Raw genomic sequence first — 26,660 nt, 5'->3', positions numbered from 1 at the left:
CGAGACATCACCTTGATCTCCACTACTTGCTCCTGGGTCAACATCGGCGGCCAAAGCCGCCATCCTTACCCCAGGTGGGTCACTTTTACGCCGACGAAGTGGGTCAGTATTACTGCGGCGGTGACATGTAGCCAAGAAAAACCTCATCGCGCACCCATCCCAGCGATTCGTACAAGGATTGCGCGACCACGTTGGTGCGGGCGGTGGTGAGGTCCATGCGCGCCTTGCCATCCGCCGCCGCCCTGGCTTCTGCTGCCTGGAGCAGCCTGCGGCCCACCGCCAGCTTTCGCAGCTCGGGGCGCACGAACAGGTCATACAAGGCATAGATGGGCTGCGCCTCGACCGAGCAGAAGGTGGGATACAGCTGGCAGAAGCCGGCCAGCGCGCCATCGGCCAGCTCAGCCACCAGGATGACGGATTGCTGTTGCCTCAGTCGGTCACCGATGAACTGCCGAGCCAGCGCGGGGGCCGGCGCCTGCGCGTAGAACTGGCGGTACTGGTCGAACAGCACCGCCACGGACTCGACATCGGTGCATTTCGCTTCTCGGAGGGTGATGTGCATGGCGGTCACGTCTGGCAGCCCTTCCAGCGTTGCATCTCTTCTTCGATGAAGTGACTCACCAGATCAGCGAACATGCGTTCAATGGCATCCGGACTGAGCCCCTCTAGTTCAGCCCATTCACGACGCGTGGCCAGCATGGCTTTGAATCGCTCGGGGGCACGAACGGCGGAGGCCGATGTCTTGAATCTGGCCGCAGCCAGGACATACCGATATCGTTTGCCGATCAGTGTGACGACCGCCCGGTCGATCCGGTCGATCTCGGCTCGAATGTCGTCCATGCTCTGGCACTGCTCCGGCGGCAGCGCGTTGTCGATGTTCATCCCCTTGTCCTTGATGATGGTTGTCTGGACGAACCATTAAGCCATAAGCGGGGTGAACAGGGGTTGCCGCGCTGGCGTCGACGGTCAGTGACGGATGATGTCGTTCAGTTGCTGATCACTTAGATCCGCGCCGACCCAGGTCAAACATGCAATACCCACAGCAGACACAGCACAACCAAGACCAGCACAGCGCCTTTGAGCAAGCCAGAGACGGTCGATTGGTCTTCGAAGGTTTCAAATCGGAGGAGGGCGTTGAGTGCAGAGCCGATGATCGAGCCGATGCCGAGGTTGAACACCAGACCCAGCGCGGCAAAGAACAGAGCCGATCCCGCAATCCATCGTTGGGCGTCGATGTCTGTCGTGGCGGGACCCAGGGTCTGGGAGTAGACACCGTGTAACCACACGAGGATGGCGCCGATGAGTGCCCCCCATACCGCCCCAAAGGCCGCAGACGCCAGTCGGTCGATCATCTGATGTCGGGTTTGGCAGAAGGTGGTGATGCAGAGTCTTCAGCGGTGACCCGACTGAATCGCGGTTGCGTCTTGCCACCGTGTGTCACTGGCTCGATGAACATGGCAAACGGCCGCACCCACAAGCCTGAGTCGTTGTACAGCGGTCGATACAGAACCAGCGGCTCCAGTGTCTCGCTGTGCCGGGTCACCCCGAGCACCTCGTACTCGCCTCCCTTGTAGTGGCGATAACGGCCAAGCGGGAGGGACGGCAGGGGTGCAAGATCGTTGGTCATGGTGATGAATCAGGGACTGACGGAGTCATTCGCAGCCGCAGCTGGGGGCATCCGTCGCGGCGATGCCTGCCGAGCCCGCTGTGGGATACCCGTCTCGTTTCCACCAGTCGAGCCCGCCCATCAGTTCTTTGACGTCGAAGCCCAGCTTGGTCATGTTCAAGGCGCCCTTGGTAGACGCGTTACAGCCGATGCCGTCACAGTAGGTGACGATCAATGCGGACTGATCGATGCCTGAGGTGTTCTCTTCCGTCATCTGCCGATGTGGCAGATTGATGGCGCCGGGTATGTGCTCCGTGGCGTAGGCGTCAGGTGAGCGGGCGTCAATCACGACGACGTTGTCGCCGCGCTCGAGTGCCACCTTCAGATCCCAGGCATCGATCTCGTATTGCAATTTGTTGGCGTAGTGCTGTAGCTGGGCGTTCACGCGCGTTCCTCTCTGTGCAATCAGGGTCGTTGTCTGCATACCGTGTTTCATGTCCCGTGCTTGCTCAGCACATGGCGCGCAAAGTTATCCAAAATGGCTTGCCAGCCGGCGCGTTGCTGTTCCTCCGAAAAGACCTCCTCGGCATCAAAGGTCTCTCGGACGGTGACACCTTGGGGCCCATCGATGAAAGTCACTTGCAGGCTTCGATCACCAAACGTGCATTCGATCAGCTGGTGCGGCACGATGTTCGTGTAGACGCCTTCGAAGTCGAAGCCCACGCTGCCGTCTTTCGCCTCCATGCGCGAGCAGAAGCTGCCGCCCACACGAAGGTCAACACGCGCCTGGGTGGTGTGCCAGTCGTCTGAGGCCGCGTTCCACTGCTTGATGTCGTCCGGCGTAGTCCATGTTTGCCAGACCAGGTCCATGGGTGCGGCGATGGTGGTTTCGACCGTGATTTTCACGTGGCACTCCTGTCTTGATCGTGTTGAGCCAGACGCTGCGCGCGCAGTCCAGCATGCATCAGCATACTGCGCGAGCCCGTCCGTGGAGGAAAATACTGCCCTTTCGCGCTGGCGGCTCCGCTGTGGGCAGCCCTGTTGACCGGCAAATACCATGTCCCTTCCCCGTGCCTTCGCCCCTTCCCCGCTCGCCCGCCTGTTGCGTGCGTGGGCGCGGCTGGACGCGGATGCCGCACAGGTTGACTTGGCCCATGCGCTGGGCAACTGGTTGTCTGCCGTCGACAGCGTCCGGCTGGAGGCCGCCCTGCAATCGATCGACCGGTACGCGTCAGCGGCCCGGGGGGTGACGTCCACCCTGGATGCGGCTGACCTGGCTGAGCGCCATCGGCGCTTCCTGGCGGACACCGCCGACTGGATCCGCGCCCTGCCCTTGATGGATACCGCGCTCGGCGATGGCGCGCAGACCACGTATGGCCCAAGCCAGCAACGCTACCTGACTGTTCAGAAGCAGCTGGAAAACCGCGTCAACGCCTGGCGGGCCCAGGTGCGCAAGGCCTTGGCCGCCGGCACGTCTGGCCTGCGGCAACTGGCCGCGCTCGATGGTGTACTTGATGAGATGCTGGGCCCGCGCGAGCAGCGGCTGCTGGCCAGCGTCTCGGTTTACCTCGAACGCCGCTTCGAACACCGTCGCGGTGTTGAGCCAGAAGGCGCAAGCAACTGGGTGGAGGGTTTCAACCAGGACATGCGCCAGATGCTGCTGGCCGAACTGCAGCACCGGCAACAACCCATTCAAGGCATGGTCGATGCCGCGCAGCAGCCTGCCGCGATGCGCGCCGATCCGGCCCTTTCTTCTCGATAAGAACAACTGAGATCAAGCATGAACACACGTATTGCAACGGCATGCGCATTTGCGCTGGGGCTGGCCGCCGTGGTCTGGGTGGGCTGGGGCTTTGTCGGGAGCAACCCGCTGGCTTTGGTCATGACGGCGCTGATTGCGGGTGGCTACCTGTTGGGGGCGCATGAGCTGCGGCAGTACCGTGCGGCCACACGGGGCCTGGCTCAGTCGCTGGACACCTTGTCGGCCCCGCCGGCCGAGCTGGGTGCGTGGCTGCAACCCATGGACGCCAGCCTGCGCGCGCCGGTGCGCCAGCGCATCGAGGGCCTGGCCGCGCCGCTACCGGGCCCGGCGCTCACGCCGTATCTGGTCGGGCTGCTGGTGATGCTGGGCATGTTGGGCACCTTTCTCGGCATGGTCGTGACCTTCAAGGGCGCGGTGTTTGCGCTCGAAGGCTCGGCCGACCTGACCGCCATTCGTGCCGCGCTGGCCGAGCCGATCAAGGGGCTGAGCCTGTCATTCGGCACCTCGGTGGCCGGTGTGGCGGCCTCGGCCATGCTGGGGCTGATGTCCTCATTGGCCCGCCGCGAGCGTCTGACGGTGTCGCGCCAGCTGGATGTGGCGGTGGCCACGGTGTTGCGCCCGCTGTCGGCCGCCCATCAACGAGAACAAACGGTTCAGGCCCTGCAAGCACAGGCCCAGGCGCTGCCGCTGATTGCCGAGCGTCTGCAGGCCTGGATGGCCGAGCAGGACGCGCGTACCGAACGGCTACAACAGCAACTGGTCAGCCAGCAACAGACCTTCCAGCAAGAGGCTGCCGCCGCCTACACCGAGCTGGCCCGCACGGTCGGGGCGTCGTTGCAAGAAACATTGCGCCAGGGTGTCCAGCAAGCGGCCCAGGCGATCGAGCCGGTCGTGGTGCAGACCATGGACAGCCTGGGCCGCGATGCACAACAATTGCACGAGCGCGTGGTGGCCACGACGCAGGCGCAATGGCAGACGCTGCTGAGCGACTGGCGGCAGGCGGCCAGTCAATCGCAGGACCAGCAGGCGCAGGCCGATGCCGCGCGTCTGCTGCAGTGGCAGCACAGCCTGGCTGAAACCACCCAGCGGCTCGCTGACGAGTGGCAGCGCGCCGGTGCGCACAGCGTGGCACAGCAGCAGGCGGTGACCGAGGCGCTCAGCCGCACGGCGCAGGCCGTGGCCGAGCAGGCTGGCCAGCGCGCACACGAGACCCTGCAGGCCTCGCAGCAGCTTGTGGCCCAAGCGGAAGCGCTGGTGCGTAGCCGCATGGCCTCCGAGACCCAATGGCAGGACGCCCAGCGCCAGCGCATGGACGAGCTGGCCACGGTCTGGCGTCAGGAGCTGACCGCGCTGCGCGAGCAGGAGGCCGCACGGGCAGATACCGCCATCGCCCGCCTGGATGCCCTTCAGGCTTCTGCCGCGCAGCACCTGGCCAGCCTGGGTGCCTCGCTGGAGACCCCGATCACCCGCTTGCTGCAGACCGCGGCCGACGTGCCCCAGGCCGCCGCCGAGGTCATCGCCCAGCTGCGCCAGGAGATGACTCGGCTGGGCGAGCGCGACACCCAGGCCTTGGCCGAGCGCGCCGCACTCACCGAACGCCTGGCGGGCTTGCTCGACATCCTGCAGGCCACCACCGCGCAGCAGCGGGAAGCCGTCAACCAGCTGGTGCAGTCGGCCGGGCAGGTATTCGAGCAGACGGCCGCACAACTGTCTGACAGCCTGGCCGCGCAGACGGGGCAGGTGGACGAAGTCGCCACACGGGTGGCGGCCAGCGCCGTCGAGCTGGCCAGTTTGGGCGAGGCGTTCCAGCACGGGGTGGGCCAGTTCAGCGCCAGCAACGACAAGCTGGCTGACAGCCTGCAGCGCGTGGAGGCGGCCATCGCCCAGTCGCTGGCGCGCAGCGACGAACAGTTGGCCTACTACGTGGCCCAGGCCCGCGAGGTGATCGACCTGAGCATCAGCGCGCAACAAGGCATTGTGGAAGACCTGCGTCGCCTCAAGCAGCAGCCGGCTGTGGCGCTTGGAGGCGCATGAACATGCTGGCCGAGGACCGCGACGACGCGCTGGAGCAGACCGCGCCCATGTGGGCGGTGTTTGGCGATCTGATGGCTGGCCTGCTGGGCGCCTTCGTGCTGATCCTGGTGGGCATGCTGGTGGTGCAGATGGACCTGGTGGCCCACCTGCAGCAAGAGGTGCACAAGCGCCAGCAGGAAGAGCAGCGCCGCATCGCGCTCGAGCAGGCGCTGGCCGGCCCGCTGGCCAGTGGCCGCGTCACCCTGCGTGAAGGCCGCATCGGCATCAGCGGCAGTGTCCTGTTCGACCCAGGGTCGGACCAGCTGCGGGCCGATGGCCGCCAGCTGCTCAAGAGCCTGGTGCCGCCCTTGCGCGTGTACCTGGGCGAGCGCAACGAGTTGCTGATGGTCAGCGGCTTCACCGACAACAAGCTGCTGCGGGATGGCAATCAGCGCTTTGCCGACAACCTGGAGCTGTCTGCCCAGCGCGCGCTGACCGTGACGCGGGCGCTGGTGGAAGCCGGCATGCCGTCGTCACAGGTGTTCGCGGCCGCTTTTGGTGCCGAGCAGCCGGTGGCCCCCAATGACGACGAGGCCGGTCGCGCACAGAACCGAAGGGTGGAAATGGCACCGGTGCCGCGCCTGGCCGCCGGTGTGAGTGCCCCATGAGCGAGCTCGTGTCCTCCACGTTGGCTGATTTGCGCGCGCAGGGTGCTCACCTTCGCGATCCGGTGCGCTTCCGTTTTGCCGAGGCGCTGGCCCGGCGGCTGGCCACGCAGCCGCCTGCGGTGCAGGCCCTGCTTCACGAACGCCTGGCGCACGCCTTGACGGCGCTGGCTGACCCTGCGCCCGCGCGAGCAGCGTCTTCCTCCCCGCTGCCCCCGCCTCGTCTGTCCCCGCTGGGAGAACTCAACCGTGCATGGGCCGCGCGCCCACGCGCTTCGGCCGAGCCCGCAGATGACTGGGCCGATCTGGGCAGCATGGACGATGACCCCCATACCCTCCAGAGCGCGCGCCGCTTCGGGGTGGTGTGGGAGCAGATTGCTGCCGAGCGCCAGCTGGCCGAGGCCATTCAGAAGGCGCCCGAGAATGCGGGTCCGCTGAACTCACACCGGCTCATGGTGCGCGCCATGACGCGCATGCAGGACCTGTCGCCTGACTACCTGCGGCGCTTTCTGGGTCAGACGGACACCTTGCTGTGGCTGGATCAGCTGCAACAGCCAGTCAGCCTGAAGAACAGTTCGAAAGAGGGCAAGGGCGGGCGACGTGCCACAGCGCGGACACGCAAATGAGCTAAGGTAGGCCAGCAGCCTTTGCCATCGCGCATGAACGAACCACCCTCACCTCTGCAGGCGCCACCGCGCCCAGTGAGCTTCTGGGAAGCCTTCCGCTTCTGGCTCAAGCTCGGCTTCATCAGCTTTGGTGGCCCGGCCGGCCAGATCGCCATCATGCACACCGAGCTGGTGGAGCGCCGACGCTGGCTGAGCGAGCGGCGTTTTTTGCACGCGCTGAACTACTGCATGCTGCTGCCAGGCCCCGAAGCCCAGCAGCTGGCGACCTACATCGGGTGGTTGATGCACCGCACCTGGGGCGGCGTGGTCGCTGGCGCGCTGTTCGTGCTGCCTTCGTTGTTCATCCTGATGGCGCTGGCGTGGATCTATCTGGCCTATGGTCATCTTCCGCTGGTGGCCGGCCTGTTCTACGGCATCAAGCCGGCAGTGACCGCCCTGGTCGTGCATGCGGCCCATCGCATTGGCAGCCGCGCGCTGAAGAACGGCTGGCTGTGGGGCATTGCTGCGGCGGCCTTTGTGGGCATTTTCGCGTTTGACGCCCCCTTCCCGCTGATCGTGTTGCTGGCGGGCCTGGCGGGCGCCGTGGGGGGCCGCCTGGCGCCGCAGGTGTTTGCCGTGGGGGGCGGCCACGGTTCAGCCCAGCACAGCTACGGGCCCGCGCTGATCGACGACGACACCCCTACCCCACCCCACGCCCGCTTTCGTCGCGGCCGGCTGTGGGCGGCACTGGGCATGGGGCTGGGACTGTGGGCCATCGGCATGGGCATCCTGGCGCTGACGCAAGGGCCGCAGGCCGTGCTCACGCAGATGGGGTGGTTCTTCACCAAGGCGGCGCTGCTGACATTTGGTGGCGCGTATGCCGTGCTGCCCTACGTGTACCAGGGGGCGGTGGAGCACCATCAGTGGCTGACTGGGCCGCAGATGATCGATGGCCTGGCGTTGGGCGAGACCACGCCAGGGCCGCTGATCATGGTCGTGGCGTTCGTCGGCTTTGTCGGCGGGTGGGCCAGGCAGCTGTTCGGCCCGGATGCGCTGTTGCTGGCCGGCGCCGCGGCCGCCTGTGTGGTGACCTTCTTCACCTTTCTGCCCTCGTTCATCTTCGTGCTGGCCGGTGGCCCGCTGATCGAATCCACCCATGGCAACCTCAAGTTCACCGCGCCGCTGACGGGCATCACCGCAGCGGTGGTGGGCGTGATCCTCAACCTGGCGCTGTTCTTTGCGTACCACGTGTTGTGGCCGCAGGGGTTCGAGGGCCGCTTCGACTGGCCATCGGCGCTGATCGTGCTGGGCGCGATGCTGGCGCTGTTTCGTTTCAAGGTCGGGATCATGCCGCTGCTTGCGGCGTGCGCGGCACTCGGGCTTGCCGCGCAGCTAGTTCGCTAGCAGGCGCTCCAGGGCCTCGATGCGATGGCGTCTGGGCGTGGTGATGGCGAAGAAGCGCTCCTGAAGTTGGCTGGCCTGACCGACTGTCACCAGGATGCCGGAGCGCAACTCGTCTTGCACCACCACCTCGGGCAACACGGCCAGCCAGCCACTGTCGCGTGCAATCAGACGCAGCATGGCCATGTCATCCACTTCTGCCTTCAGCCTGGGGCTCACCCCGGCCGAGGCGCACAAGGCATCGAACTGCGCACGCACGGCATTGCGCGGCCCGGGCAGCACGAGCTCCACCCCGTCCAGGTCTTCCGGGATGCGCAGGCGCCGGCGCTTCCACACCTTGGCCGGCCCCACCAGCGAGATCGACTGGCTCCCCAGGAAGCGGCAATGCAGGGGGCGATCCGCATCGGCCGGCACGGTCTCGTTGGCCAGCACCACATCCAGTTGGTGGTGAAGCAGGCGGGTGAGCAGATCCTCCAGCAGGCCTGACTCCAGGGTCAGGACCACACTCGGGTCGGCCATCACCGGGCGGATCCAGTTCTCCTGGTAGTTCCGTGAGAGCGTGGCCACGCTGCCCACCCGCAGGCGGGTCATGCCCTCGCTGCGTCCTTCGAGCCGCCCGAGCATCTCCTGGCCCAGGCCAAAGATGTGCTCGGCGTAGGACTGCACCAACTGCCCAACATCCGTGAGCACCAGGCGGCGTCCTTCACGCATGAACAGCGCCTCGCCGAGGCGATCTTCCAGTTGCCTGATCTGGGCTGACAAGGCCGATTGCGAGGTGTGCAGGTCTGCCGCAGCTTGCGTGAGATGACCCAGTTTGGCGACCCGCCAGAAGTAGAACAAGTGATGGAAGTTCAGTTGTTCCAGCTTCATGGTTCTTTAAAAGTGAATGAAATGTTCTAATCAATGAATTTTACAGAACAAACAAAGCGACGCACCATTCGGGCTATCGCATTACCGAGATGTCCGCCATGGATTTGCACCCACCCGTCTGGGCACTGAGCGTCTTGGCCCCCGCCGTGCTGATGCTGCTGGCCGCAGGGCTGCCCGGGTCAAGCGATGCCGCAGTGGGCCGCGCATGGCGGGGTTTTCATGTGCTGTCGGTGCTGGCCCTGGTGGCGACGGTGCTGACCCTGGTCGGCCATGGGCTGGATCAGGTGGAGGGGGGTGCGTTGGCGCCATGGTTGTCGCCCCAGTTGCTGGGCGCCTGGATGGCGGTGCTGGTGCAGTTCCTGGGCACCGTGATCGCCAGCTTCTCGGCGCGTTACCTCGAGGGCGAGGTTGGCCAACGCCGCTACCTGCAGTCGCTGGCGGGTGTGCTGGCGTCGGTGCATGTGCTGCTGCTGGCTGGGCACTGGGTGGTGTTGATCGCGGCATGGGCTGTGGTGGGGGTGTGCCTGCAACAACTGTTGTGCTTCTACACCGAGCGCCCGTTTGCGCGGCTGGCCGCCTTCAAAAAGCGCATGGCCGACCGCGCAGCCGACGTGCTGCTCGTGGTGGCTGCCACGCTGACATGGTCGGAAGTGGGCAGTGGCGCTTTCTCGGATCTGTGGACCCATCTGGCTCAGCATGGCGCCTCGGCGCCCTTGCAAGGTGCCGCACTGTGTGTCGCATTGGCGGTCGTGTTGCGCACCGCTCTGCTGCCGGTTCATGGCTGGCTGATCCAGGTGATGGAGGCGCCCACGCCGGTCTCTGCGCTGTTGCATGCCGGCGTGGTGAACCTGGGGGGTTTCGTGCTGATCCTGTTTGCGCCCCTGCTGGAGCAAGCGGCAGCGGCGCAAGGCGTGCTGGTGGTGCTGGGCTTGGCCACGGCAGTGTTGGCCAGCATGGTCATGCTCACCCGCATCAGCATCAAGGTGCGCCTAGCTTGGTCGACGGTCGCGCAGATGGGCTTCATGGTGGTCGAGTGCGGCCTGGGTCTCTATACCCTCGCTGCCTTGCACCTGATGGGCCACTCGCTGTACAAGGCGCATGCCTTCCTCGCCTCCTCTTCGGCTGTGCAACGCACACGCTTTCAGGCGTTGCAGGGCCTGAGCGCACCCGCTGGCTGGAGCCTGATGCTGGCCCCGGTGTGGTCTGTTGTCGTGGTCTGGGCTGTGCAGGCGGCGCTGGGTAGCCCATGGCCGTGGTGGTGGAGCCTGGTGCTTGCGCTGGCCTGGGCACCGATGTTGTGGGTGGCTCAGCCTAAGGCGGGTGATCGGGTGAACCTGCCCCGAATGGTCGTGCTGCAACTGGCCATGGGTCTGGTGATGGTGTCGGGGCTCGCCGCGCTCGCCGCCCTGCTCCATGCGCTGCCGCTGGGGACGGCAGATCGTCCGAATGAGCTCGCCGGTGTGCTCACGCTGGTGGCCATGGCTGCGCTGCATGTGTGGCTGGTGGCGGTTCAACGGCAGCCGCGCGCCTTGATGGCCTGGCGCCGCTGGAGCTACGCGGGCCTCTACCTCGATGAGTTCTACACGCGACTGGCCCTGCGTTTATGGCCCACGGGCTGGATGACCGGCGCCCCCAGCAGCAGCGCGTACCAGGCGAGCCCGGATGCGCACGCCACGCAGTCGAACTGAACGGATCCAGGAGCCCACATGACCCTCGCCGGCCTGACCCGCACCGAAGCCATGCCAACGCAGACCCGCCACCATCGTGGACAGGGCCTTGATGCTTCGCGCATTGACGCGGCCTGCGCCCAGGCGTGCCAGGCGATTGCACCCGCCTGGCCACTGGACCGTGCCATTGCCGTCAATCCGCATTGGTCGCGCGTGAGCATGCCGATCCGGCATGTGGCCGCACGCATGGCGGTGCTGGGTGGTATTCAGGTGTTCCCGCCACGCGAGCGGCAGTGGGCTGCATGGGATGATGGCCGGATCACCTCGCAGGATCTGGCCGAGGCGATTGCGGCCATCCCCAAGGCGCGAGAGCAAGGCTGGATAGCCGATACCGCGCTTGCGGCCTTGCGTACGACGGCGCCAAGCCAGCAACTGCCGCTGCTGATCGATGTGCTGGACAACGCCCCTGATCGCCACACCCGCCTGGCCTGGCGGCAGGCTGTTACCCACCAGGTCAGCCAGACGTGTGCGGCCTACTTTGATGGCTGCCAGGCTGATTGGCAGCCTCAGCGACAAGAGGGGCTGTATGGCTTCTGGCGTGACACCCTGCAGCACGATCACGGCATCGGCTTGCTGATGGGCCTGCCCGATCTCGGCCGTCGGCTGGGGGTGCTGCCCGCCACACGGGCAGATGCCGAACGCTGGGCGATAGGCCGCCTGGGCCTTGCAGACGCGGTGTGGGCGGATTACCTGGAGGCGGTGCTTCTGACGGTGAATGGCTGGGCCTCATGGTGTGCTTACCTGGGGTGGCAGGCCGGCCAGGAAGGGCGACAAGATGCCCATCTGCGCGATTTGCTGGCCATTCGCCTGGCCTGGGGGGCGGTGTTGCTGGAGTGCAAGGATGACCTGAGCACGCGCACGGCATTCAGCGCCCTTCAGGCGGCATGGCGCAATGCACCTGCGGTGCTGGCCCAGGCCGAAGACATGTTGCTGGCCGACGAGGTGTGGCAGCTGGCGCTGGAGCGAGGCTATCAGCGGCAACTGGCGCAACGGGTTCTGAGTGCGCCAACGTCCGCGGCTTGCGCTGTCAGCGTGCAGGCCGCATTCTGCATCGACGTGCGCAGCGAGCCGGTCCGGCGCGCGCTGGAGGCCGCACACCCTGGCGTGCAGACAATCGGCGTTGCTGGTTTCTTTGGCCTGCCCGTGGCGTACACCCCCCTGGCCACCGAGGCGCGCCGTCCGCAACTGCCCGGCTTGCTTGCCCCGGCCATGGAGGTGACAGATCAGGTCTACGCTGGCGCTGGTTGCGATGCGCTGCCCGATGCCAGCCGTACGCTGGCCGTCGCCCAGGCCCGTCGTGAGCGCCTGCGCTTGTCTGCGCAGTGGGACGCCGCCAGCCGCTGGCCCAGCGCGGCGTTCTCCTATGTCGAGGCGGCAGGGCTGGGTTACCTGGGCAAGCTGGGGCGGTGGTTGTTGCCCTCAGTTGCCGAGCGGCCGCGCGACGACCTTGCGGGTGTGCCCACACGCTATCGGCCTGTGTGTCGCCCAACCTTGAGCGGCGCCGATCTGGGCACCCGCACGGCGCTGGCGGCGCGTGTCCTGCGCGCCATGGGCATGACGCAAAGACTGGCGCCATTGGTGCTGCTGGTGGGCCATGGGAGCCAGTCGGCCAACAATGCCCATGCCGCCGCGCTGGACTGCGGTGCCTGCTGCGGCCAGACAGGTGAGGTCAATGCACGCAGCCTGGCCCTGTTGCTCAACGATCCAGCCGTGCGCGACGGCCTGCATGCTGAAGGCATCGAAGTGCCCGCTGAGACCCGGTTTGTGGCCTGTCTGCACAACACCACGACCGATGAAATCGAAGCCTTTGATCTGGATCTGCTGCCGGAAACCGCGCGCCAGCGCTGGCAACAGCTGCAACCTGCCCTGGATCAGGCCGGCGATCAGGTACGCCGTGAGCGCGCGCCGACGGTCGGGCTGAATACTGCAGCCGCCCCGGATGAGCTGCTGCGTCAGGCACGCCGCCGCGCCAACGACGGGGCCCAGACCCGGCCGGAGTGGGGACTGGCTGGCAACGCCGCCTTCATCATCGCGCCACGCTACCGTACACAAGGCATTCGCCTGGATGGACGCAGCTTTCTGCACGACTACGAGGCCAGCGAGGATGCCGATGGCAGCATCCTTGAGCTGCTGATGACGGCCCCCATGCTGGTGACGCACTGGATCAACTGGCAGTATCACGCATCGACCTGCGACCCTGTACGTCTGGGCAGTGGCAACAAGGTGCTCCACAACGTTGTGGGTGGCCACATCGGTGTGTTCGAAGGAAACGGGGGCGATCTGCGCATCGGCCTGTCCAAGCAGTCTTTGCATGATGGTCAGAAATGGATGCACGAGCCTTTGCGCCTGACCGTGCTGATAGACGCGCCGGTGGAGGCCATCGAGGCCATCATCACGCGCCATACCATCGTGCGCCAGTTGCTGGACAACGGCTGGCTGCATCTGTGGCACTACGGTGCGACGCGCCTACAGCGCTATGACTCGGGCGGCTGGAGAGATCTGCCCGCGGCATGAGCTCACTGCTGGACCCTTCAGTTGGCCAGCCATATTGACACTGACCAGTCCGGTTCCTTCACGCGCGAGATTGAGATTGCACGGCCTGGCAACCAGCGAGAAGGGACCGCCTCGCGCAGGCAAGCGGTCTTGAGACCGACAGGGGGGCGAACAGCGGCGTCAGCCGGCCAGTCTTGCCTGGGCATGGCGCTTGCCGCGAATCGCGGTCTTCAACATTGCCTTGCCCGCATGCCCGAACAAAAATGGCCGCAGCACCTGTGGATCGTCCGGCACGGCCAGAGCGCCGGTAATGTCGCGCGCGACCACGCCGAGCAGGCCGGCCTGCCCTTGATCGACATCGCCACACGCGACATGGACACGCCGCTGTCATCGCTGGGCGAGCAGCAGGCGCGTGCCCTGGGTCATTGGTTTGGCGCCTTGCCCGAGGCGCAGCAGCCCACCGTCGTGATGTGCTCGCCTTATGTCCGCGCACACCAGACCGCCCGCATCGTGGTGGAAGCTGGACAACTGGGCGCAGGGCCCGCGGGCGTGCAGATCGTGCGCGACGAGCGCTTGCGCGAGAAAGAGTTCGGCATCCTCGACCGCCTCACGCGAGTGGGCATCCAGCAGCGCTATCCCGAGCTCAGCGAGCAGCGCGCCCATGTGGGCAAGTTCTATTTCCGCCCGCCAGGTGGCGAGAGCTGGTGCGATGTGATCCTGCGGCTGCGACAGGTGCTGGAGACCATCACGCGTGAGCATGCCCGCGAAAGCGTGCTCATCGTCGGGCACCAGGTCATCGTTAACTGCTTTCGCTACCTGCTGGAGCGCATGGACGAGCAGACCATCCTCGAGGCCGACCGCCAGGCCGACGTGCCCAATTGCGGTGTCACCCACTATGCGTTCGACCCGCAGGCGGGCCGCAAGGGCAAGCTGTGTCTGTGTGAGGCAAACTTTGTGGCGCCCCTCGTTCACGAGGGCACGCCGGTCACCGTTGAGAAAGACGTTCCTGGAGCGCCCCACTCATGAACCCGACCGTGCACGAGCTGGATGTCGCCACCCTGCGCGACTGGCCGCTACCCGTCCCGGCCGACGACGAAGACAAGGAGGCCCGTGGTCGCGCGCTGGTGATTGCCGGCTGCCCCGAGACACCAGGGGCGGCCATTCTGGCTGGCCACGCGGCGCTGCGCGCAGGGGTGGGCAAGCTCACGCTGGTCACCGTGGCCTCGGTGGCGCCCGGCATCGCGCTGGCCGTGCCCGAGGCACGGGTGATCGCCATGCCAGATGACATGGCGGCCTGGCCCCGTTCAGCCAGCATGGCCAAGCTCATCGAGCTGGCCGGGCGCGCGCAGGGCGTGCTGATCGGGCCCGGCATGAGCGAGGGCGACGCCACACTGGATGTGGTCGAGATGCTCTTGCCTCACTGTCGCAAGGCCGGCGTGGTGCTGGATGCAGCAGCCATGGCCGTGGTCATGCGCCACGCGGTGGCGCAGCCCGTTTTGCTCACGCCCCATGCCGGCGAGATGGCCCACCTGACGGGGCTGAGCAAGTCGGCCCTGCGGCAGGCGCCCGATGCGGCGGCGCGTGCGGCGGCCGCACGATGGGGCGCGGTGGTCGCGCTCAAAGGCGCCCGCACCTTGATTGCCACGCCCGAGGGCGAGGCCTGGGCGCATCAGGGTGGCAACATCGGTCTGGCGGTTTCCGGCTCGGGCGACACGGTCTCAGGCCTGATCGCCGGCCTGCTGGCGCGCGGCGCCTCCCTGGTTCAGGCGGCGGCCTGGTCGGTGTTCCTGCACGCCAGCGCGGGCGACCAGTTGGCGCGCCGCTGGGGCTTGTTGGGCTACCTGGCGCGCGAAATCCCCGATGAGGTGCCTGGCCTCATGGCGCAGTTCATGCCGCCATCGGACGCCGCACACTGAAGGCCAGCGCGCAGGTTTGCTAGGCTGTGGTCAAACCACAGACCTGCGCCATGCACATTGACAACATCACGCTCACAGGGAAACAGGTTCGGCTCGAGCCGCTGAACGCCTCGCATCTGCCCGGTCTTGCAGCGGCCATCGAGGATGGCCGGTTGTGGGAATTGCCCGTCACCTTCGTGCCCCACCCTCGGGATCTGCCGGAGTTCCTGGTCCAGGCCGACGCGGCCCGTGCCGCCGGCAAGGAGCTGGCCTTTGCCACAGTCGATCTGGCATCCGGTCGGATTGTGGGCAGCACGCGCTTTCGCTGCATCGAGGCCGCGCACCGGCGGGTGGAGATCGGGGCCACCTTCCTCGCGGCATCCAGCCAGCGCACCCACATCAACACCGAGGCCAAGTATCTGATGCTGTGCCATGCATTCGAAAGCTGGGGTTGCAACCGGGTGGAGCTGCTGACCGACGAGCGCAACGCGGTCTCTCGCAAGGCCATTCAGCGCATCGGGGCACAACAGGAAGGCATCCTGCGCCACCACATGGTCATGCGCGATGGCTTCGTGCGCAACTCGGTCATCTTCAGCATCACCGCGCCGGAATGGCCGACGGTGCGGCAGCGGCTGGAGGCGCGCATGGCCGAGGGGTTCGTCAGCCCCGCTTGAACGCCCGTCTTGAACCCCTGCCCTACCCAAGGACACCCGCCGCCCGCCTGGCAGACATGCGCCGCTGCAGGCAACATCGAGGCAGTTTCACCCCACATGAGTGCCGCCATGACCCAGGCGTTTGGCTTTCAGTTCGACAACAGCTACGCGCGCGAGCTGAGTGACTGCTGCGTGCCGTGGCAGCCGGCCGTGGTGCCGACACCCTCGCTGCTGTTCTTCAACGACACGCTGGCCGATGAGCTGGGCCTGGATGTGGCCGCCTTGCAGACCGCGCAAGGCGCGGCTTTGTGGGCGGGCAACCTGCTGCCTGCTGGCGCCCAGCCCGTGGCGCAAGCCTATGCGGGCCACCAGTTCGGGCGCCTGTCGCCCCGGCTGGGCGATGGCCGCGCGCTCTTGCTCGGCGAAGTCGTGGATCGCCATGGCGTGCGGCGTGACATCGCGTTCAAGGGCTCGGGCGCCACGCCGTTCTCGCGCGGGGGCGATGGCAAGGCCGCCGTCGGGCCCATGCTGCGTGAGGTACTGATCGGCGAGGCCATGCATGCCCTGGGCATTCCCACCACCCGTGCGCTGGCTGTGGCCGGCACAGGTGAGCAGGTATACCGCGAGCGGGCCATGCCTGGCGCCGTGTTGACCCGCGTGGCCGCCAGCCACTTGCGTGTGGGCACGATGGAGTACTTTGCCGTGCGCCGCGAGTACGACCACCTGCGCAAAGTGGCCGATTACGCCATCGCCCGCCACGACCCCGATCTGGTGGGCGAGCCCACCCGCTACCTGGATCTGCTGCAACGCGTGGCCCGGCGTCAGGCCGTGCTGATCTCGCAGTGGATGAACGTGGGCTTCATCCATGGTGTGATGAACACCGACAACATGACGCTGTCGGGCGAGACGATCGACTACGGCCCCTGCGCCTTCATGGAGGCCTACAACCCGCAGACCGTCTTCAGCTCGATCGATCAAGGCGGGCGCTACGCCTATGGCAACCAGCCGGCCATCGCCCAATGGAACTTGGCGCGGCTGGCCGAGGCCTTGCTGCCGGTGATCGCCGAGGACCTGACCGAGCCCCACATCAACCGCGCAATCGAGCAGGTCACGGCGGTGATTGAAGCCTTCCCCGAGTGGTATCAGGCGGCGCAGGTTCGCGGCCTGCAAGCCAAGCTGGGCTTGAGCAGCCTGGGCCCCGAGCAGGATGCGGCCGATGCCGAACTGGCCGATGCCTGGCTGGATCTGCTGCGCCAGCAGGAAGCGGATTTCACGCTGGCCTGGCGGCGTCTGGCCGATGCGGCCGAGGGCCAGGCTCAGCCCCTGCGGGCCTTGGGCCGCGAGCCTGAGGCATGGGATGCCTGGCTGACGCGCTGGCAGGCGCGGCTGGCGCTGGAGTCGACCGACGACATGGCCCGCGTGGCCCGCGCCGGCCAGATGCGCCAGCGCAACCCTTACGTGATCCCGCGCAACCACCACGTGGAAGACGCGTTGGCTGCCGCCACCAACGATGGCAACCTCGCCCCCTTCGAGCGCCTGCTCGCCGCGCTGCGCACACCGTATCTCGAGACACCCGAGTTGGCCCCCTATGGCGAGCCCGCCCCAGCCGCCGTCACAGCCTGCTACCAGACCTTCTGCGGAACCTGAGTGCCGGCGCGTCAGGCAGCCGCCTCACTCAGCGGGCATGCGCTCCAGCGCAGCCACGGCCTGCTTCAAGCCACCCAGAATCCGCTCGGCCACCTCGGCATGAAAGCCGTCAGGCAGCCGCTGCTGCACGGCGTCGATCACGCGCGGGGTGTCGGCCAGCACGTATGCGATCAGCGGCTCGGCACCTTCGGCCAGCCCCAGCTTGCGTGCTGTGTGGTTGAAGTGACGGCGCTGGATCTCGTGCATGCGGTAGTGGCGGTTGCGGCCCATCACGGCCATGGCCAGGCGGATGTCGTGCACCGACCATTGGCCCGCGCCTGCGCCCATCACCGGATAGGCCGACATCACGTCGTACAGCCGTGTGAGCTGGAAGCGCCCCCGCGGCAAAAGCTGAATGCTGAAGTTCTTGGCGTGACCATCGGGCGCGCGCAGCAGCCAGAACAGCAACTGCGCCATCAGCACCGTGCGCACATCGGCCTCGGCGTTCACCGATTGGCGCAGCGTGGTGCACAGGTGGCTCAGGCCGGGCCCACCGTCGCTTTCGTACTTCTGCCAGGGTGACAGGCCCATCACCTGGCAAAAATCTTCCTGCGGCAGGCGCATGAGCCAGTCGCCCGTCGGGGCCAGCCGCCGATCAAAGCGCTCGACCACGAGCACCCGCTGCGCGCCGAAGGTGGCGATCTCTGCCTGGGCCACCGGCAGCCCATAGGCTTGCAGAATCTGCAGACACAGCCACTCGTTGTCGACCGAGGTGCTGAAGTCGGCGCCGCGTCCACCCACCAGCCCCATCGGCAGCTTGAGGATGTGGGTGGTGGGCGTGCTGCCATGTGGCCGCTGCCAGCGACCTTGCCACCACAGCAGCGCCGTCTTCTCTTGCGCGCCTGCCAGCGAGATGCGGAAGTCGTCTTCCGGCCGCAGCCCCAGCATGGCGGGTGTGCGCACCGCATCGACCAGGTGCTGCGCGATCTCGGCTTCGCTCAGCGGTGTGGCCTCGACGCGGTTCACGACGGGTGGGGGCGCATCGTCGTCGAGTAACTGCACGGCGCCCACGCAGTCTCGGCCGATGGCCTTGAGCAGGTCGAACGCATGGATGGAGCCAGTTCGATGTCGCTCGGCCACACGCCGGCGGATGGCCTCGCTGTCGGGCAGCAGGTTGTCGAAGTAATGCAGCACCCGCGGGCCCTTGAGCGGGCTGTTTTCGAGCGTGAACGGCAGCGACAACGACAGGGGCCGCCCGATGTCACTGTTCACCCAGACCGGGTCGTACTGCAACTCGGCGTCACCGCGCCCGGTGAGCGTCCAGCGACCCACGCGCACGCCATTGGCCCAGATGCCCAGGCTGCGGCTGTGTGAGGGGCGCCCCATGTCACCAGGCGGGCGTGTCGGCCACCGTACCGGCCGAGCCAGTGTGGGCGGCCTCGCGTGCGCCCACTGTCAGCTCCAGACCCAGCGCGGCACACCAGGCCATCAGCTGGTCGACGCTCAGGTCACCAGGGTGCAGCTCAAGATACGAGACGCGGCTCTGACTGAGCCCGATGCGTTCGGCCAGGGCCGCCTGGCTGATGCGACGGGCCTTGCGCGCCGACACCAGGGTGGGGCCGAGTTGCGCAGCCGTCAGCAGAGGAAGCAGGGAAGCGTGCATGGTTTGACCCGAGGAACAGGTAAAACCATTTTATTTGTATAGATGGTAAAAGTCAATTAACTGCTTTCCAGTTAATTGCGCCTGTCAAGGGCGCAGTGCCGCTTGCGGCGCCAGGCTGGCGCACCCAGCCGGTAGCAGCGTCCCGCTCACCAGCATGGCGCCGTGGCGGTACAGGCCATGGCGACGCGCCTCGGGCGCCAGTTTCAACACCCAGACCCGTTGGCCTGGGTCACTGCCCAGGATGCGCGCCTCATGAGCCGGTAAGGCTTGCAGCCATTGTGCCGCGCTGATGTCCGGACGCAAGATCACGGTGGCCGTGTCGCCCCCATTGGGCCAGCCCGCGACCACGCCCGCCCCCACAGTCAAGGCCACGGCCCATCCCGTGAGTGCCGAGCCTGCAAAGCCCCTGTGCTGCCGGCGCCGCCAAAGCACATGCGCCAGCAGCAGGGGCAGCGCCCCGAACACCGCCAGCCACCCCAGATCCCACCACAGTGGCTCGGGCACATCCATGCGCACCCGGTGCAGGCCCAGCCACCAGTGCATCAGCACCGCATCGACCGCGTGCCACACGCCAAAGCCCACCAGAAACATCGGCAGAAACATCGCCCAGGTCCGCTGGGCATACACCGAGCCGTGTCGGCTCACCAGCAGGTACAGGCCCAGCAAGCCGATCAGGTACATGGCCGCGTGAAACAGCCCATCGGCCAGGATTTGCGCTTCTACGGTCGCCCACGCCTCCGAGCGCACCGCGCTCAGTACATGGTGCCACTGCAGGATCTGGTGCAGCACGATGCCATCGAAGAAGCCCCCCAGGCTGAAACCCAGCAGCGCTGCCGCTGTACCCATGCGTCGTGCAGACATGCTCAGTGTCCTCCCTGTGGCGCCACGGGCGTGGCCAGACGGTGGCCCGACTCATCCAACTGGGGTGGCTGTTCGAAGGTGTGGTGCGGCGCCGGCGAAGGCACCTCCCACTCCAGGCCCTCGGCGCCCTCCCATGGGCGCTGCGGCGCGGGTTCGCCGCGCTTGCGCAAGACCGGCAACACGATGAACAACAGGAAGTACACCTGCGTCAGCCCGAAGACGAACGACGACATGGATGCGAGTGCGTTGAAGTCGGCAAACTGCATCGGGTAGTCAGCATAGCGCCGTGGCATGCCAGCCAACCCGAGAAAGTGCATCGGAAAGAAGGTCACGTTCAGGCTGATGATCGACAGCCAGAAATGGATCTGCCCACGTCGCTCGTGGTACATGACGCCGCTCCACTTCGGCGCCCAGTAGTAGAAGGCGGCAAACAACGCGAACAGCGAACCGGCCACCAGCACGTAATGAAAGTGGGCGATCACGTAGTACGTGTCGTGGACCTGGACGTCGATCGGTGCCACCGACAGGATCACCCCGCTGAGCCCACCGATCGAAAACACGAAGATGAAGCCCACGGCAAACAGCATGGGGGTTTCGAACGTCATGGACCCGCGCCACATGGTCGCGATCCAGTTGAACACCTTCACCCCGGTGGGAATGGCCACCATCATCGTGGCATACATGAAGAAGAGCTGGCCGGTCACCTCCATGCCGGTGACGAACATGTGGTGGGCCCAGACGATGAAAGACAGCACCCCGATCGCGGCCATGGCGTAGACCATGGAGACATAGCCGAATAGCCGCTTGCGCGAGAACGCCTGGATGATCTGGCTGACCACGCCAAAGGCCGGCAGGATCATGATGTAGACCTCGGGATGGCCGAAGAACCAGAAGATGTGCTGATACAGCACCGGATCACCGCCGCCGGCGGCATTGAAGAAGGACGTGCCGAAGTGGCGATCTGTCAGGATCATCGTGATGGCTGCGGCCAGCACCGGGATCACGGCAATCAGCAGATAAGCCGTGATCAGCCATGACCAGCAGAACAAGGGCATCTTCATCAGACTCATGCCCGGCGCGCGCATGTTCAGAATCGTCACGATGATGTTGATCGCCCCCATCACCGATGAGGCCCCCAGCAGGTGGATGGCAAAGATGGCGGCGTCCATGCCAGGCTGCATCTGGATGCTCAAGGGTGGGTACAGCGTCCACCCTGCGCTGGTGGCGCCACCTGGCATGAAGAAGGATCCCACCAGGATGATGGCCGCCGGCGGCATCAGCCAGAAGCTGAAGTTGTTCATGCGCGCAAAGGCCATGTCCGACGCCCCGATCTGCAGCGGAATCATCCAGTTAGCCAAGCCCACAAAGGCCGGCATCACCGCGCCGAACACCATGATGAGGCCGTGCATGGTGGTGAACTGGTTGTACAGCTCAGGGTTGATGAACTGCAGCCCAGGCTGAAACAGTTCCAGCCTGATCAGCATGGCCAGCAGCCCGCCGACCATCAACATGCTCAGGCTGAACAGCAGGTAGAGCGTGCCGATGTCCTTGTGGTTGGTGGCGTACAGCCAGCGCCGCCAGCCATGCTGCACGTGATGATCGTCCGCATGGCTGCCAGGTGCAGAGGGACTGGGTGTCAGGATGGTGGACATGGGGGCTCCGGTTGGCAAGCTCTGCGAGGTCAGGCTGCGCGAGGTTGGCAAGCCAGGTGCCCGCTGCGATCGCCGTGGCACGGCATTTGCCGGTTGTCACCATGCGCTGATGGAACAACGATGCCCAAGCTCCTGTTCGACCACACACTGGATCTGCTGGCCGACCCCTACCGCTACATTGCGCGGCAGTGTCGGCGTCGCCAGGTGGATGGCTTCCAGGACCGCCTGCTCGGCCGGCGTACGCTGTGCCTGACGGGCGCGCGCGCCGCAGAGCTCTTCTACGATGCACGCTACTTCGAAAGACGGGGCGCGGCGCCCGAGCCTCTGCAGGCGACGCTGTTTGGTAAAGGGGCCCTCCAGGGACTGGACGGCCACGCCCATCGCATCCGCAAAACCCTGTTCATGTCGATGATGGGGCCCGCTTCGCTGGCATCCCTGGCATCTTGGCTGGAACTGGGTTGGACACAATGCGCTCGTCAGTGGCCCCATCATGGCCGCTTCAGCCTTTACCAGGCCGTCCAACCCGTGCTGGCGCGGGCGGCCTGCAATTGGATCGGCATCTCGGTGAGCGACGAGATGCTGCCACGGTGCACGCGCTGGCTCGTCTCGATGTACGACGATGCCGCCTCGCCTGGGTGGCGGCACCTGCGGGCCCGTTGGTCTCGGCATCGGGCCGAGCGCTGGTTGACGGAGGTGGTGCGCCAGGCCCGCGCCAAGCCTGCCACGGCCTCACCGAGCTGGCTGACGATGTTCTCACTGCTGGAAGACGAGCAGGGGCGCTTGCTGTCGCCACGGCTGGCGGCTGTCGAGCTGCTCAATGTGCTGCGTCCGTTGGTTGCAGTGGCCGTGTTCGTGGTATTCGCTGCGCACGCGATGGCTTTGCGGCCTCAGTGGCGTGCCCGGCTGAAGGACGACGATGAACGCATGCTCGATGCCTTCGTGCAAGAGGTCAGACGACACTATCCCTTCTTTCCGATGGCTGTGGCGCGGGCCCGGCGCAGCTTCCAGTGGGAAGGTCTCCAGATCAGCAAGGGCCAGCGCGCCGTGCTGGATTTGTATGGCACCAACCATGACAGCCGCGTCTGGCGCCATCCCGAGCTTTTTCAGCCAGAACGATTCCTGGGCCAGGAGCCCACTGCCTTTCAGTTCATTCCACAAGGCGGCGGACAGCACTTGGACGGACACCGTTGTCCCGGAGAGGCGCCCACCGTGCTGATCATGAAATCAGCCATCCGTTTCCTCACCTGGGTCGAGTACAGCGTGCCGCCGCAGAACCTGCGCATTGACCTCAAACGGCTACCGGCCCTTCCCGTGGGGGGCATGGAGATTGAGCAGGTGCATGTGGCCCTGCACGAACGGCTGGTTCAGGTGGCGTGAGCACGCCGCTCTGGTCGATCTGGGGGAGACAGCCGGGCTGACAGCATCTCAAGGCGGGCCAGCGCGCGCGCAGTCTCCGTGAGTTCATCGGCAATGCGGTCGATCTGGCGGCTGTTCCACGGAGTCTGGGCATAGGCCTGTTCCAGTGCCTGACGAAGCTGTCTGTGGCGGCGTTGCAGTTCCTGTGGGCTCATGTACATCGGTTCACTCCTGCATGTGGGCGCCCATGCGCGGGCTTTCCCGAGGTGCAGCAAGTGATGTGCCCAAAGTCGTATGGCACGCCGGTTGCCATTTGGGGCCACCTCATGCCCTCTGGAGCCCGCTGTGAACGGCCCTTTCCCTGCGTCGGCCTTGCCGTCTTCCGATTTCCATGCGGGCTTGCCCCGTTCTCATCCTCACCCCGCTGGCTTTGACTATCTGGTCGTCGGGGCCGGCTTTGCTGGTGCCGTGATGGCCGAGCGTCTGGCGTCGCAACGCAACCGCAAGGTGCTCGTCGTGGACAAGCGTGCCACCCTGGGTGGCAACGCCCATGATCGCCATGATGATGCGGGCGTACTCGTCCACCCCTACGGCCCTCACATCTTCCACACCAACTCGGCCGACGTCTTTGCGTACCTGTCCCAGTTCACGGCCTGGCGCCCCTATGAACATCGGGTGCGCGCCAGTGTCGACGGGCAACTGCTGCCCATGCCCATCAACCTCGACACCGTCAATCGTCTGTATGGATTGCAGCTCAGCAGCCAGGAGTTGCCGGCATTCTTTGAGCGCCACGCCGAGCCGTGCTCGCCGGTTCGAACATCCGAAGACGCGGTCATCAGCCAAATTGGCCGAGACCTCTACAACAAGTTCTTCCGCGGTTACACCCGCAAGCAATGGGGGCTGGATCCTTCGGAGCTGGACGCCAGTGTGACCGCTCGCGTGCCCACTCGCACCACCCGGGACGACCGCTACTTCACCGATACCTTCCAGGCCATGCCGCTGCATGGCTACACCCGCATGTTCGAACGCATGCTCGCGCACCCCAACATCAAGGTGATGCTCAACACGGACTACCGGGAGATTCAGCACCTGGTTCCGTGGCGCCACATGGTCTATACCGGCCCGATAGATGATTTCTTTGACCATCGGCACGGGCGCCTGCCCTATCGCAGTCTGCGCTTTGAGCACGTGACCTTGCCGAAGCAGCAACATCAGGACGTTGGCACCATCAATTACCCCAACGAGCATGCCTATACCCGGGTGACCGAGTTCAAGCACCTGACAGGACAGGAGCACAGGCAGACTTCGCTGGTGTACGAGTATCCCCAGGCCGAGGGCGAGCCGTACTACCCGATCCCAAGACCGGACAACGCGGCCCTGTATCGACGTTACCGGGATGATGCAGAGCAGCTGGCCCACGTCACCTTTGTAGGCCGGCTGGCCTCTTATCAGTACTACAACATGGATCAGGTGGTGGCACAGGCCCTCAAGACCTTCCGGCAACTGGTCGCCCGGGAGGACGACGCTGAATCGGGCTGCGCAACAGCCAGTGAGGGGAGCAGCGCAAGGCCTGCAGACAAGGTGGCACAGGCATGACACCACTGGCCTTGTGGGTCGGCCCCGAGGCCACAGTGAATCGGGTGGGTCAGGTTTGGCACGACCAGTTGGCACGCAGCGGCTTTGCCACCCGCCTGGAAGACCTCGACCGCCTCGCTGCCACCGGTGCAAAGGCCATTCGCTTTCCACTGCTGTGGGAGCGCACCCTGGCTGGACCGCAACAATACGACTGGCACTGGTCAGACGCTCGGCTGAATCGGATGCGCCAGCTGGGGCTCACGCCCATCGTAGGCTTGCTGCACCATGGCAGCGGACCATCTGGCACCCATCTGCTTGACCCGGACTTTCCGTCGCGCCTGGCGCATTTTGCGCGTGCCGTGGCGCAACGCTATCCCTGGGTAACCGACTACACCCCCATCAATGAGCCGCTGACCACGGCGCGTTTCAGCGCGCTGTACGGCATCTGGTATCCACATGCACGCAGTGACCAGGCCTTCGTGCAGGCCTTGCTGAACCAGGTGATGGGCACCATCACCGCCATGCGCGCCATCCGGCGCATCCAGCCGTACGCGCGGCTGATCCAGACCGATGACCTGGGGCACACCACAGGCACACCCCCTTTGCAATATCAGGTCGACTTCGACAACGCGCGGCGCTGGCTGGGGTTCGATCTGCTCCTGGGACGCGTGGATGCACACCACCCGCTGTGGTCGTATCTGCAGTATGCCGGGGCTTCGGTCGAAACCTTGCATGCCTTGCGCGAACAAGCCTGCCCGCCGGATGTGATCGGCATCAACACCTATCTGACCAGTGAACGCTTTCTAGACCATCGGCTGGAGCGCTATCCGACCGCGCTTCACGGTGGCAACGGACGGGACGCCTATGTTGACACCGAAGCGGTTCGCGTTCTGGGGCACTTTGACGGTGGGGTGGCCGCCCGGCTGCGGGAGGCCTCGCAGCGTTATGGCCGCCCCGTGGCCTTGACCGAAGCGCACCTTGGCTGCACCCGTGATGAACAGTTGCGCTGGCTGGCGGAAGCGTGGGACAGCGCGGCCCAGCTTCGCGAGGAGGGCCATCCCATCGTCGCTGTCACGGCCTGGTCGGCTTTTGGTGCGTTTGACTGGAGCAGCCTGCTCACCCGCCACGACGGGCATTACGAGCCCGGCCTGTGGGATGTCCGCAGTGATCCGCCCAGGGCCACAGCGCTGTTCTCGCTGGCCCGTCATCTGGCCACGGGCGAAGGTCAGCGACACGTGGTCACACGCTCCCCGGGCTGGTGGCGACGGTCCATCCGGTTGCATCATGTGCCCCATGGCGCCGTGCACATGGGTGATGCGTCAACAGGCCCGCCCATCCTGATCACTGGCGCCACCGGCACATTGGGGCGCGCCTTCGCCAGACTGTGTGAGTTGCGCGGGTTGCCCTTTTGTCTGCTGGGGCGTCAGGATCTGGACATTGCCGACGAGCATGCCGTGGCCCAGGCGCTGCTGCGCTGGCAGCCCTGGGCTGTCATCAATGCGGCAGGCTATGTGCGCGTGGACCAGGCGGAAACCGATCCCCGTCAGTGGCGGGAGAACGTCACGGGCGCGGTCGTGCTGGCCGGGGCCTGCGCAGCGCGCGGGATCCGGCTGGTGAGCTTCTCGAGCGATCTGGTCTTCAATGGACAGACCGCGAGACCTTACACGGAGAGCGACCGGCCGGCACCATTGAACGCATATGGGCGCGCCAAAGCAGCCGCAGAGGTCGGAGTGCGCCAGGTCTGCCCTCAGGCACTGGTCATCCGCACGGCAGCCTTCTTCGGCCCATGGGATGAGCACAACTTCATCACGACAGGCCTGCAGCGCCTGAAACGGGGGGATTCATGGCAGGCGCCCGACGACCAGATTGTTTCGCCGACCTACGTGCCTGATCTTGTGCAACACACACTGGACCTGCTGATCGACGACGCTGAGGGCATCTGGCATTTGTGCAATCAAGGGCAGGTCAGTTGGTATGAGCTGGCCTGTCGCGCTGCTCGCATGGCTGGGCGGGATCCCATGGCCGTGCAACCAGTGCGCAGCGGCGCCCTGGCCTGGCCCGCCCGTCGTCCGGCCTACAGCGCATTGGGCAGCGAACGAGGATGCCTGCTGCCGTCACTGGACGATGCCCTGGCGCAGTACTTTGTACATCGCCATGCATCCGAGGCGGTGTCTGACACACACGATGTGCGCGTTGATCTTGTACGCAAGGCCGTCGACGCGCTGTAACAGGAGGCC

26 protein-coding genes are annotated in these 26,660 nt (G+C 65.8%); 14 read left to right on the top strand and 12 right to left on the bottom strand.

The annotated features are described in order from the left end of the window. Positions 1 to 109 precede the first annotated feature (109 nt). The 6 genes from GTZ97_RS16085 to GTZ97_RS16060 form a co-directional block, all read right to left on the bottom strand. On the bottom strand, positions 110 to 562 hold the full coding sequence (locus GTZ97_RS16085; RefSeq protein ID WP_161651940.1) for a GNAT family N-acetyltransferase: 453 nt from the start codon (positions 560 to 562) through the stop codon (positions 110 to 112). 5 nt (positions 563 to 567) lie between these two features. Further along, on the bottom strand, positions 568 to 882 hold the full coding sequence (locus GTZ97_RS16080) for an isochorismate lyase (RefSeq protein ID WP_161651938.1): 315 nt from the start codon (positions 880 to 882) through the stop codon (positions 568 to 570). A 140-nt stretch (positions 883 to 1,022) separates the two neighbouring features. Beyond that, entirely contained in the window at positions 1,023 to 1,352 is a 330-nt protein-coding gene (locus GTZ97_RS16075; RefSeq protein ID WP_161651935.1) for a hypothetical protein, read from the bottom strand. Next, positions 1,349 to 1,627: a DUF1653 domain-containing protein gene (locus GTZ97_RS16070; protein ID WP_161651933.1), complete on the bottom strand. Its 279-nt coding sequence runs from the start codon at positions 1,625 to 1,627 to the stop codon at positions 1,349 to 1,351. The genes GTZ97_RS16075 and GTZ97_RS16070 overlap by 4 nt, the downstream gene beginning before the upstream one ends. Before the next feature lie 25 nt (positions 1,628 to 1,652). Next, the gene (locus tag GTZ97_RS16065; RefSeq protein ID WP_236651266.1) at positions 1,653 to 2,102 is read right to left on the bottom strand and encodes a rhodanese-like domain-containing protein; all 450 of its coding nucleotides are present in this window, start codon (positions 2,100 to 2,102) and stop codon (positions 1,653 to 1,655) included. Beyond that, positions 2,099 to 2,476, bottom strand: coding sequence for an SRPBCC domain-containing protein (locus GTZ97_RS16060; RefSeq protein WP_201748322.1), 378 nt, complete (start codon positions 2,474 to 2,476; stop codon positions 2,099 to 2,101). The genes GTZ97_RS16065 and GTZ97_RS16060 overlap by 4 nt, the downstream gene beginning before the upstream one ends. A gap of 187 nt (positions 2,477 to 2,663) precedes the next feature. On the opposite strand from GTZ97_RS16060, the gene GTZ97_RS16055 reads away from it, so the two are divergent. Genes GTZ97_RS16055 through chrA form a run of 5 tightly spaced genes read left to right on the top strand, consistent with a single transcriptional unit; the run spans position 2,664 to position 8,055 of the window. Further along, positions 2,664 to 3,368 carry a DUF3348 family protein gene (locus GTZ97_RS16055; protein ID WP_161651929.1) on the top strand — a complete coding sequence of 235 codons (705 nt, stop codon included), beginning with the start codon at positions 2,664 to 2,666 and terminating at the stop codon, positions 3,366 to 3,368. Between the two features lie 18 nt (positions 3,369 to 3,386). Then, positions 3,387 to 5,402, top strand: a complete 2,016-nt coding sequence (locus GTZ97_RS16050; RefSeq protein WP_161651927.1) for a coiled-coil domain-containing protein — start codon at positions 3,387 to 3,389, stop codon at positions 5,400 to 5,402. Further along, positions 5,399 to 6,049 (top strand): OmpA family protein, encoded by a 651-nt coding sequence (locus GTZ97_RS16045; protein ID WP_407926749.1) that lies wholly within the window; start codon positions 5,399 to 5,401, stop codon positions 6,047 to 6,049. Before GTZ97_RS16050 ends, GTZ97_RS16045 begins: the two co-directional genes overlap by 4 nt. Next, the gene (locus GTZ97_RS16040) at positions 6,046 to 6,672 is read left to right on the top strand and encodes a DUF2894 domain-containing protein (RefSeq protein WP_161651925.1); all 627 of its coding nucleotides are present in this window, start codon (positions 6,046 to 6,048) and stop codon (positions 6,670 to 6,672) included. Before GTZ97_RS16045 ends, GTZ97_RS16040 begins: the two co-directional genes overlap by 4 nt. Before the next feature lie 33 nt (positions 6,673 to 6,705). Beyond that, on the top strand, positions 6,706 to 8,055 hold the full coding sequence (gene chrA / locus GTZ97_RS16035) for a chromate efflux transporter (protein ID WP_161651923.1): 1,350 nt from the start codon (positions 6,706 to 6,708) through the stop codon (positions 8,053 to 8,055). Here chrA and GTZ97_RS16030 read toward each other — a convergent pair. After that, the gene (locus tag GTZ97_RS16030; protein ID WP_161651921.1) at positions 8,044 to 8,922 is read right to left on the bottom strand and encodes a LysR family transcriptional regulator; all 879 of its coding nucleotides are present in this window, start codon (positions 8,920 to 8,922) and stop codon (positions 8,044 to 8,046) included. The two genes, chrA and GTZ97_RS16030, sit on opposite strands and share 12 nt — an antisense overlap. Positions 8,923 to 9,020: 98 nt before the next feature. On the opposite strand from GTZ97_RS16030, the gene GTZ97_RS16025 reads away from it, so the two are divergent. The 6 genes from GTZ97_RS16025 (at position 9,021) to GTZ97_RS16000 (ending at position 17,337) form a co-directional block, all read left to right on the top strand. Further along, positions 9,021 to 10,610 (top strand): NADH-quinone oxidoreductase subunit L, encoded by a 1,590-nt coding sequence (locus tag GTZ97_RS16025; protein WP_161651918.1) that lies wholly within the window; start codon positions 9,021 to 9,023, stop codon positions 10,608 to 10,610. 51 nt (positions 10,611 to 10,661) lie between these two features. Beyond that, entirely contained in the window at positions 10,662 to 13,163 is a 2,502-nt protein-coding gene (locus tag GTZ97_RS16020) for a YbcC family protein (RefSeq protein WP_236651272.1), read from the top strand. Between the two features lie 228 nt (positions 13,164 to 13,391). Further along, complete coding sequence (locus tag GTZ97_RS16015; RefSeq protein WP_161651914.1) at positions 13,392 to 14,168, top strand: histidine phosphatase family protein; 777 nt, start codon at positions 13,392 to 13,394, stop codon at positions 14,166 to 14,168. Continuing rightward, positions 14,165 to 15,058 (top strand): NAD(P)H-hydrate dehydratase, encoded by an 894-nt coding sequence (locus tag GTZ97_RS16010; protein ID WP_161651912.1) that lies wholly within the window; start codon positions 14,165 to 14,167, stop codon positions 15,056 to 15,058. The genes GTZ97_RS16015 and GTZ97_RS16010 overlap by 4 nt, the downstream gene beginning before the upstream one ends. 50 nt (positions 15,059 to 15,108) lie before the next feature. Then, positions 15,109 to 15,711 carry a GNAT family N-acetyltransferase gene (locus GTZ97_RS16005; protein WP_161651910.1) on the top strand — a complete coding sequence of 201 codons (603 nt, stop codon included), beginning with the start codon at positions 15,109 to 15,111 and terminating at the stop codon, positions 15,709 to 15,711. 108 nt (positions 15,712 to 15,819) lie between these two features. Beyond that, positions 15,820 to 17,337 (top strand): protein adenylyltransferase SelO, encoded by a 1,518-nt coding sequence (locus GTZ97_RS16000; RefSeq protein ID WP_201748321.1) that lies wholly within the window; start codon positions 15,820 to 15,822, stop codon positions 17,335 to 17,337. Between the two features lie 24 nt (positions 17,338 to 17,361). Here GTZ97_RS16000 and GTZ97_RS15995 read toward each other — a convergent pair whose 3' ends face one another. From GTZ97_RS15995 to ctaD, 4 genes are all read right to left on the bottom strand, one after another. Continuing rightward, complete coding sequence (locus GTZ97_RS15995; RefSeq protein ID WP_161651906.1) at positions 17,362 to 18,702, bottom strand: type II toxin-antitoxin system HipA family toxin; 1,341 nt, start codon at positions 18,700 to 18,702, stop codon at positions 17,362 to 17,364. Between the two features lies 1 nt (position 18,703). Next, positions 18,704 to 18,979 (bottom strand): helix-turn-helix domain-containing protein, encoded by a 276-nt coding sequence (locus GTZ97_RS15990; RefSeq protein ID WP_161651904.1) that lies wholly within the window; start codon positions 18,977 to 18,979, stop codon positions 18,704 to 18,706. 84 nt (positions 18,980 to 19,063) lie between these two features. Next, on the bottom strand, positions 19,064 to 19,840 hold the full coding sequence (locus GTZ97_RS15985; RefSeq protein WP_161651902.1) for a DUF2243 domain-containing protein: 777 nt from the start codon (positions 19,838 to 19,840) through the stop codon (positions 19,064 to 19,066). 2 nt (positions 19,841 to 19,842) lie between these two features. Further along, entirely contained in the window at positions 19,843 to 21,492 is a 1,650-nt protein-coding gene (ctaD, locus tag GTZ97_RS15980) for a cytochrome c oxidase subunit I (protein ID WP_161651900.1), read from the bottom strand. A 120-nt stretch (positions 21,493 to 21,612) separates the two neighbouring features. On the opposite strand from ctaD, the gene GTZ97_RS15975 reads away from it, so the two are divergent. After that, positions 21,613 to 22,869: a cytochrome P450 gene (locus GTZ97_RS15975; RefSeq protein WP_161651898.1), complete on the top strand. Its 1,257-nt coding sequence runs from the start codon at positions 21,613 to 21,615 to the stop codon at positions 22,867 to 22,869. Here the strand turns inward: GTZ97_RS15975 and GTZ97_RS15970 are convergent. Continuing rightward, complete coding sequence (locus tag GTZ97_RS15970) at positions 22,857 to 23,063, bottom strand: hypothetical protein (RefSeq protein ID WP_161651896.1); 207 nt, start codon at positions 23,061 to 23,063, stop codon at positions 22,857 to 22,859. The genes GTZ97_RS15975 and GTZ97_RS15970 overlap by 13 nt on opposite strands. Positions 23,064 to 23,247: 184 nt before the next feature. Here GTZ97_RS15970 and glf point away from each other — a divergent pair, with 184 nt between their 5' ends. Continuing rightward, positions 23,248 to 24,444 (top strand): UDP-galactopyranose mutase, encoded by a 1,197-nt coding sequence (gene glf / locus GTZ97_RS15965; protein ID WP_269089946.1) that lies wholly within the window; start codon positions 23,248 to 23,250, stop codon positions 24,442 to 24,444. After that, the gene (locus GTZ97_RS15960; RefSeq protein WP_161651891.1) at positions 24,441 to 26,651 is read left to right on the top strand and encodes a sugar nucleotide-binding protein; all 2,211 of its coding nucleotides are present in this window, start codon (positions 24,441 to 24,443) and stop codon (positions 26,649 to 26,651) included. The genes glf and GTZ97_RS15960 overlap by 4 nt, the downstream gene beginning before the upstream one ends. Positions 26,652 to 26,660 lie beyond the last annotated feature (9 nt).

Origin of the sequence: Aquabacterium fontiphilum, from assembly GCF_009909205.1 — a bacterium.
Classification (GTDB): Bacteria; Pseudomonadota; Gammaproteobacteria; order Burkholderiales; family Burkholderiaceae_C; genus Aquabacterium; species Aquabacterium fontiphilum.
This window is presented reverse-complemented; position numbering and strand designations above follow the sequence as displayed.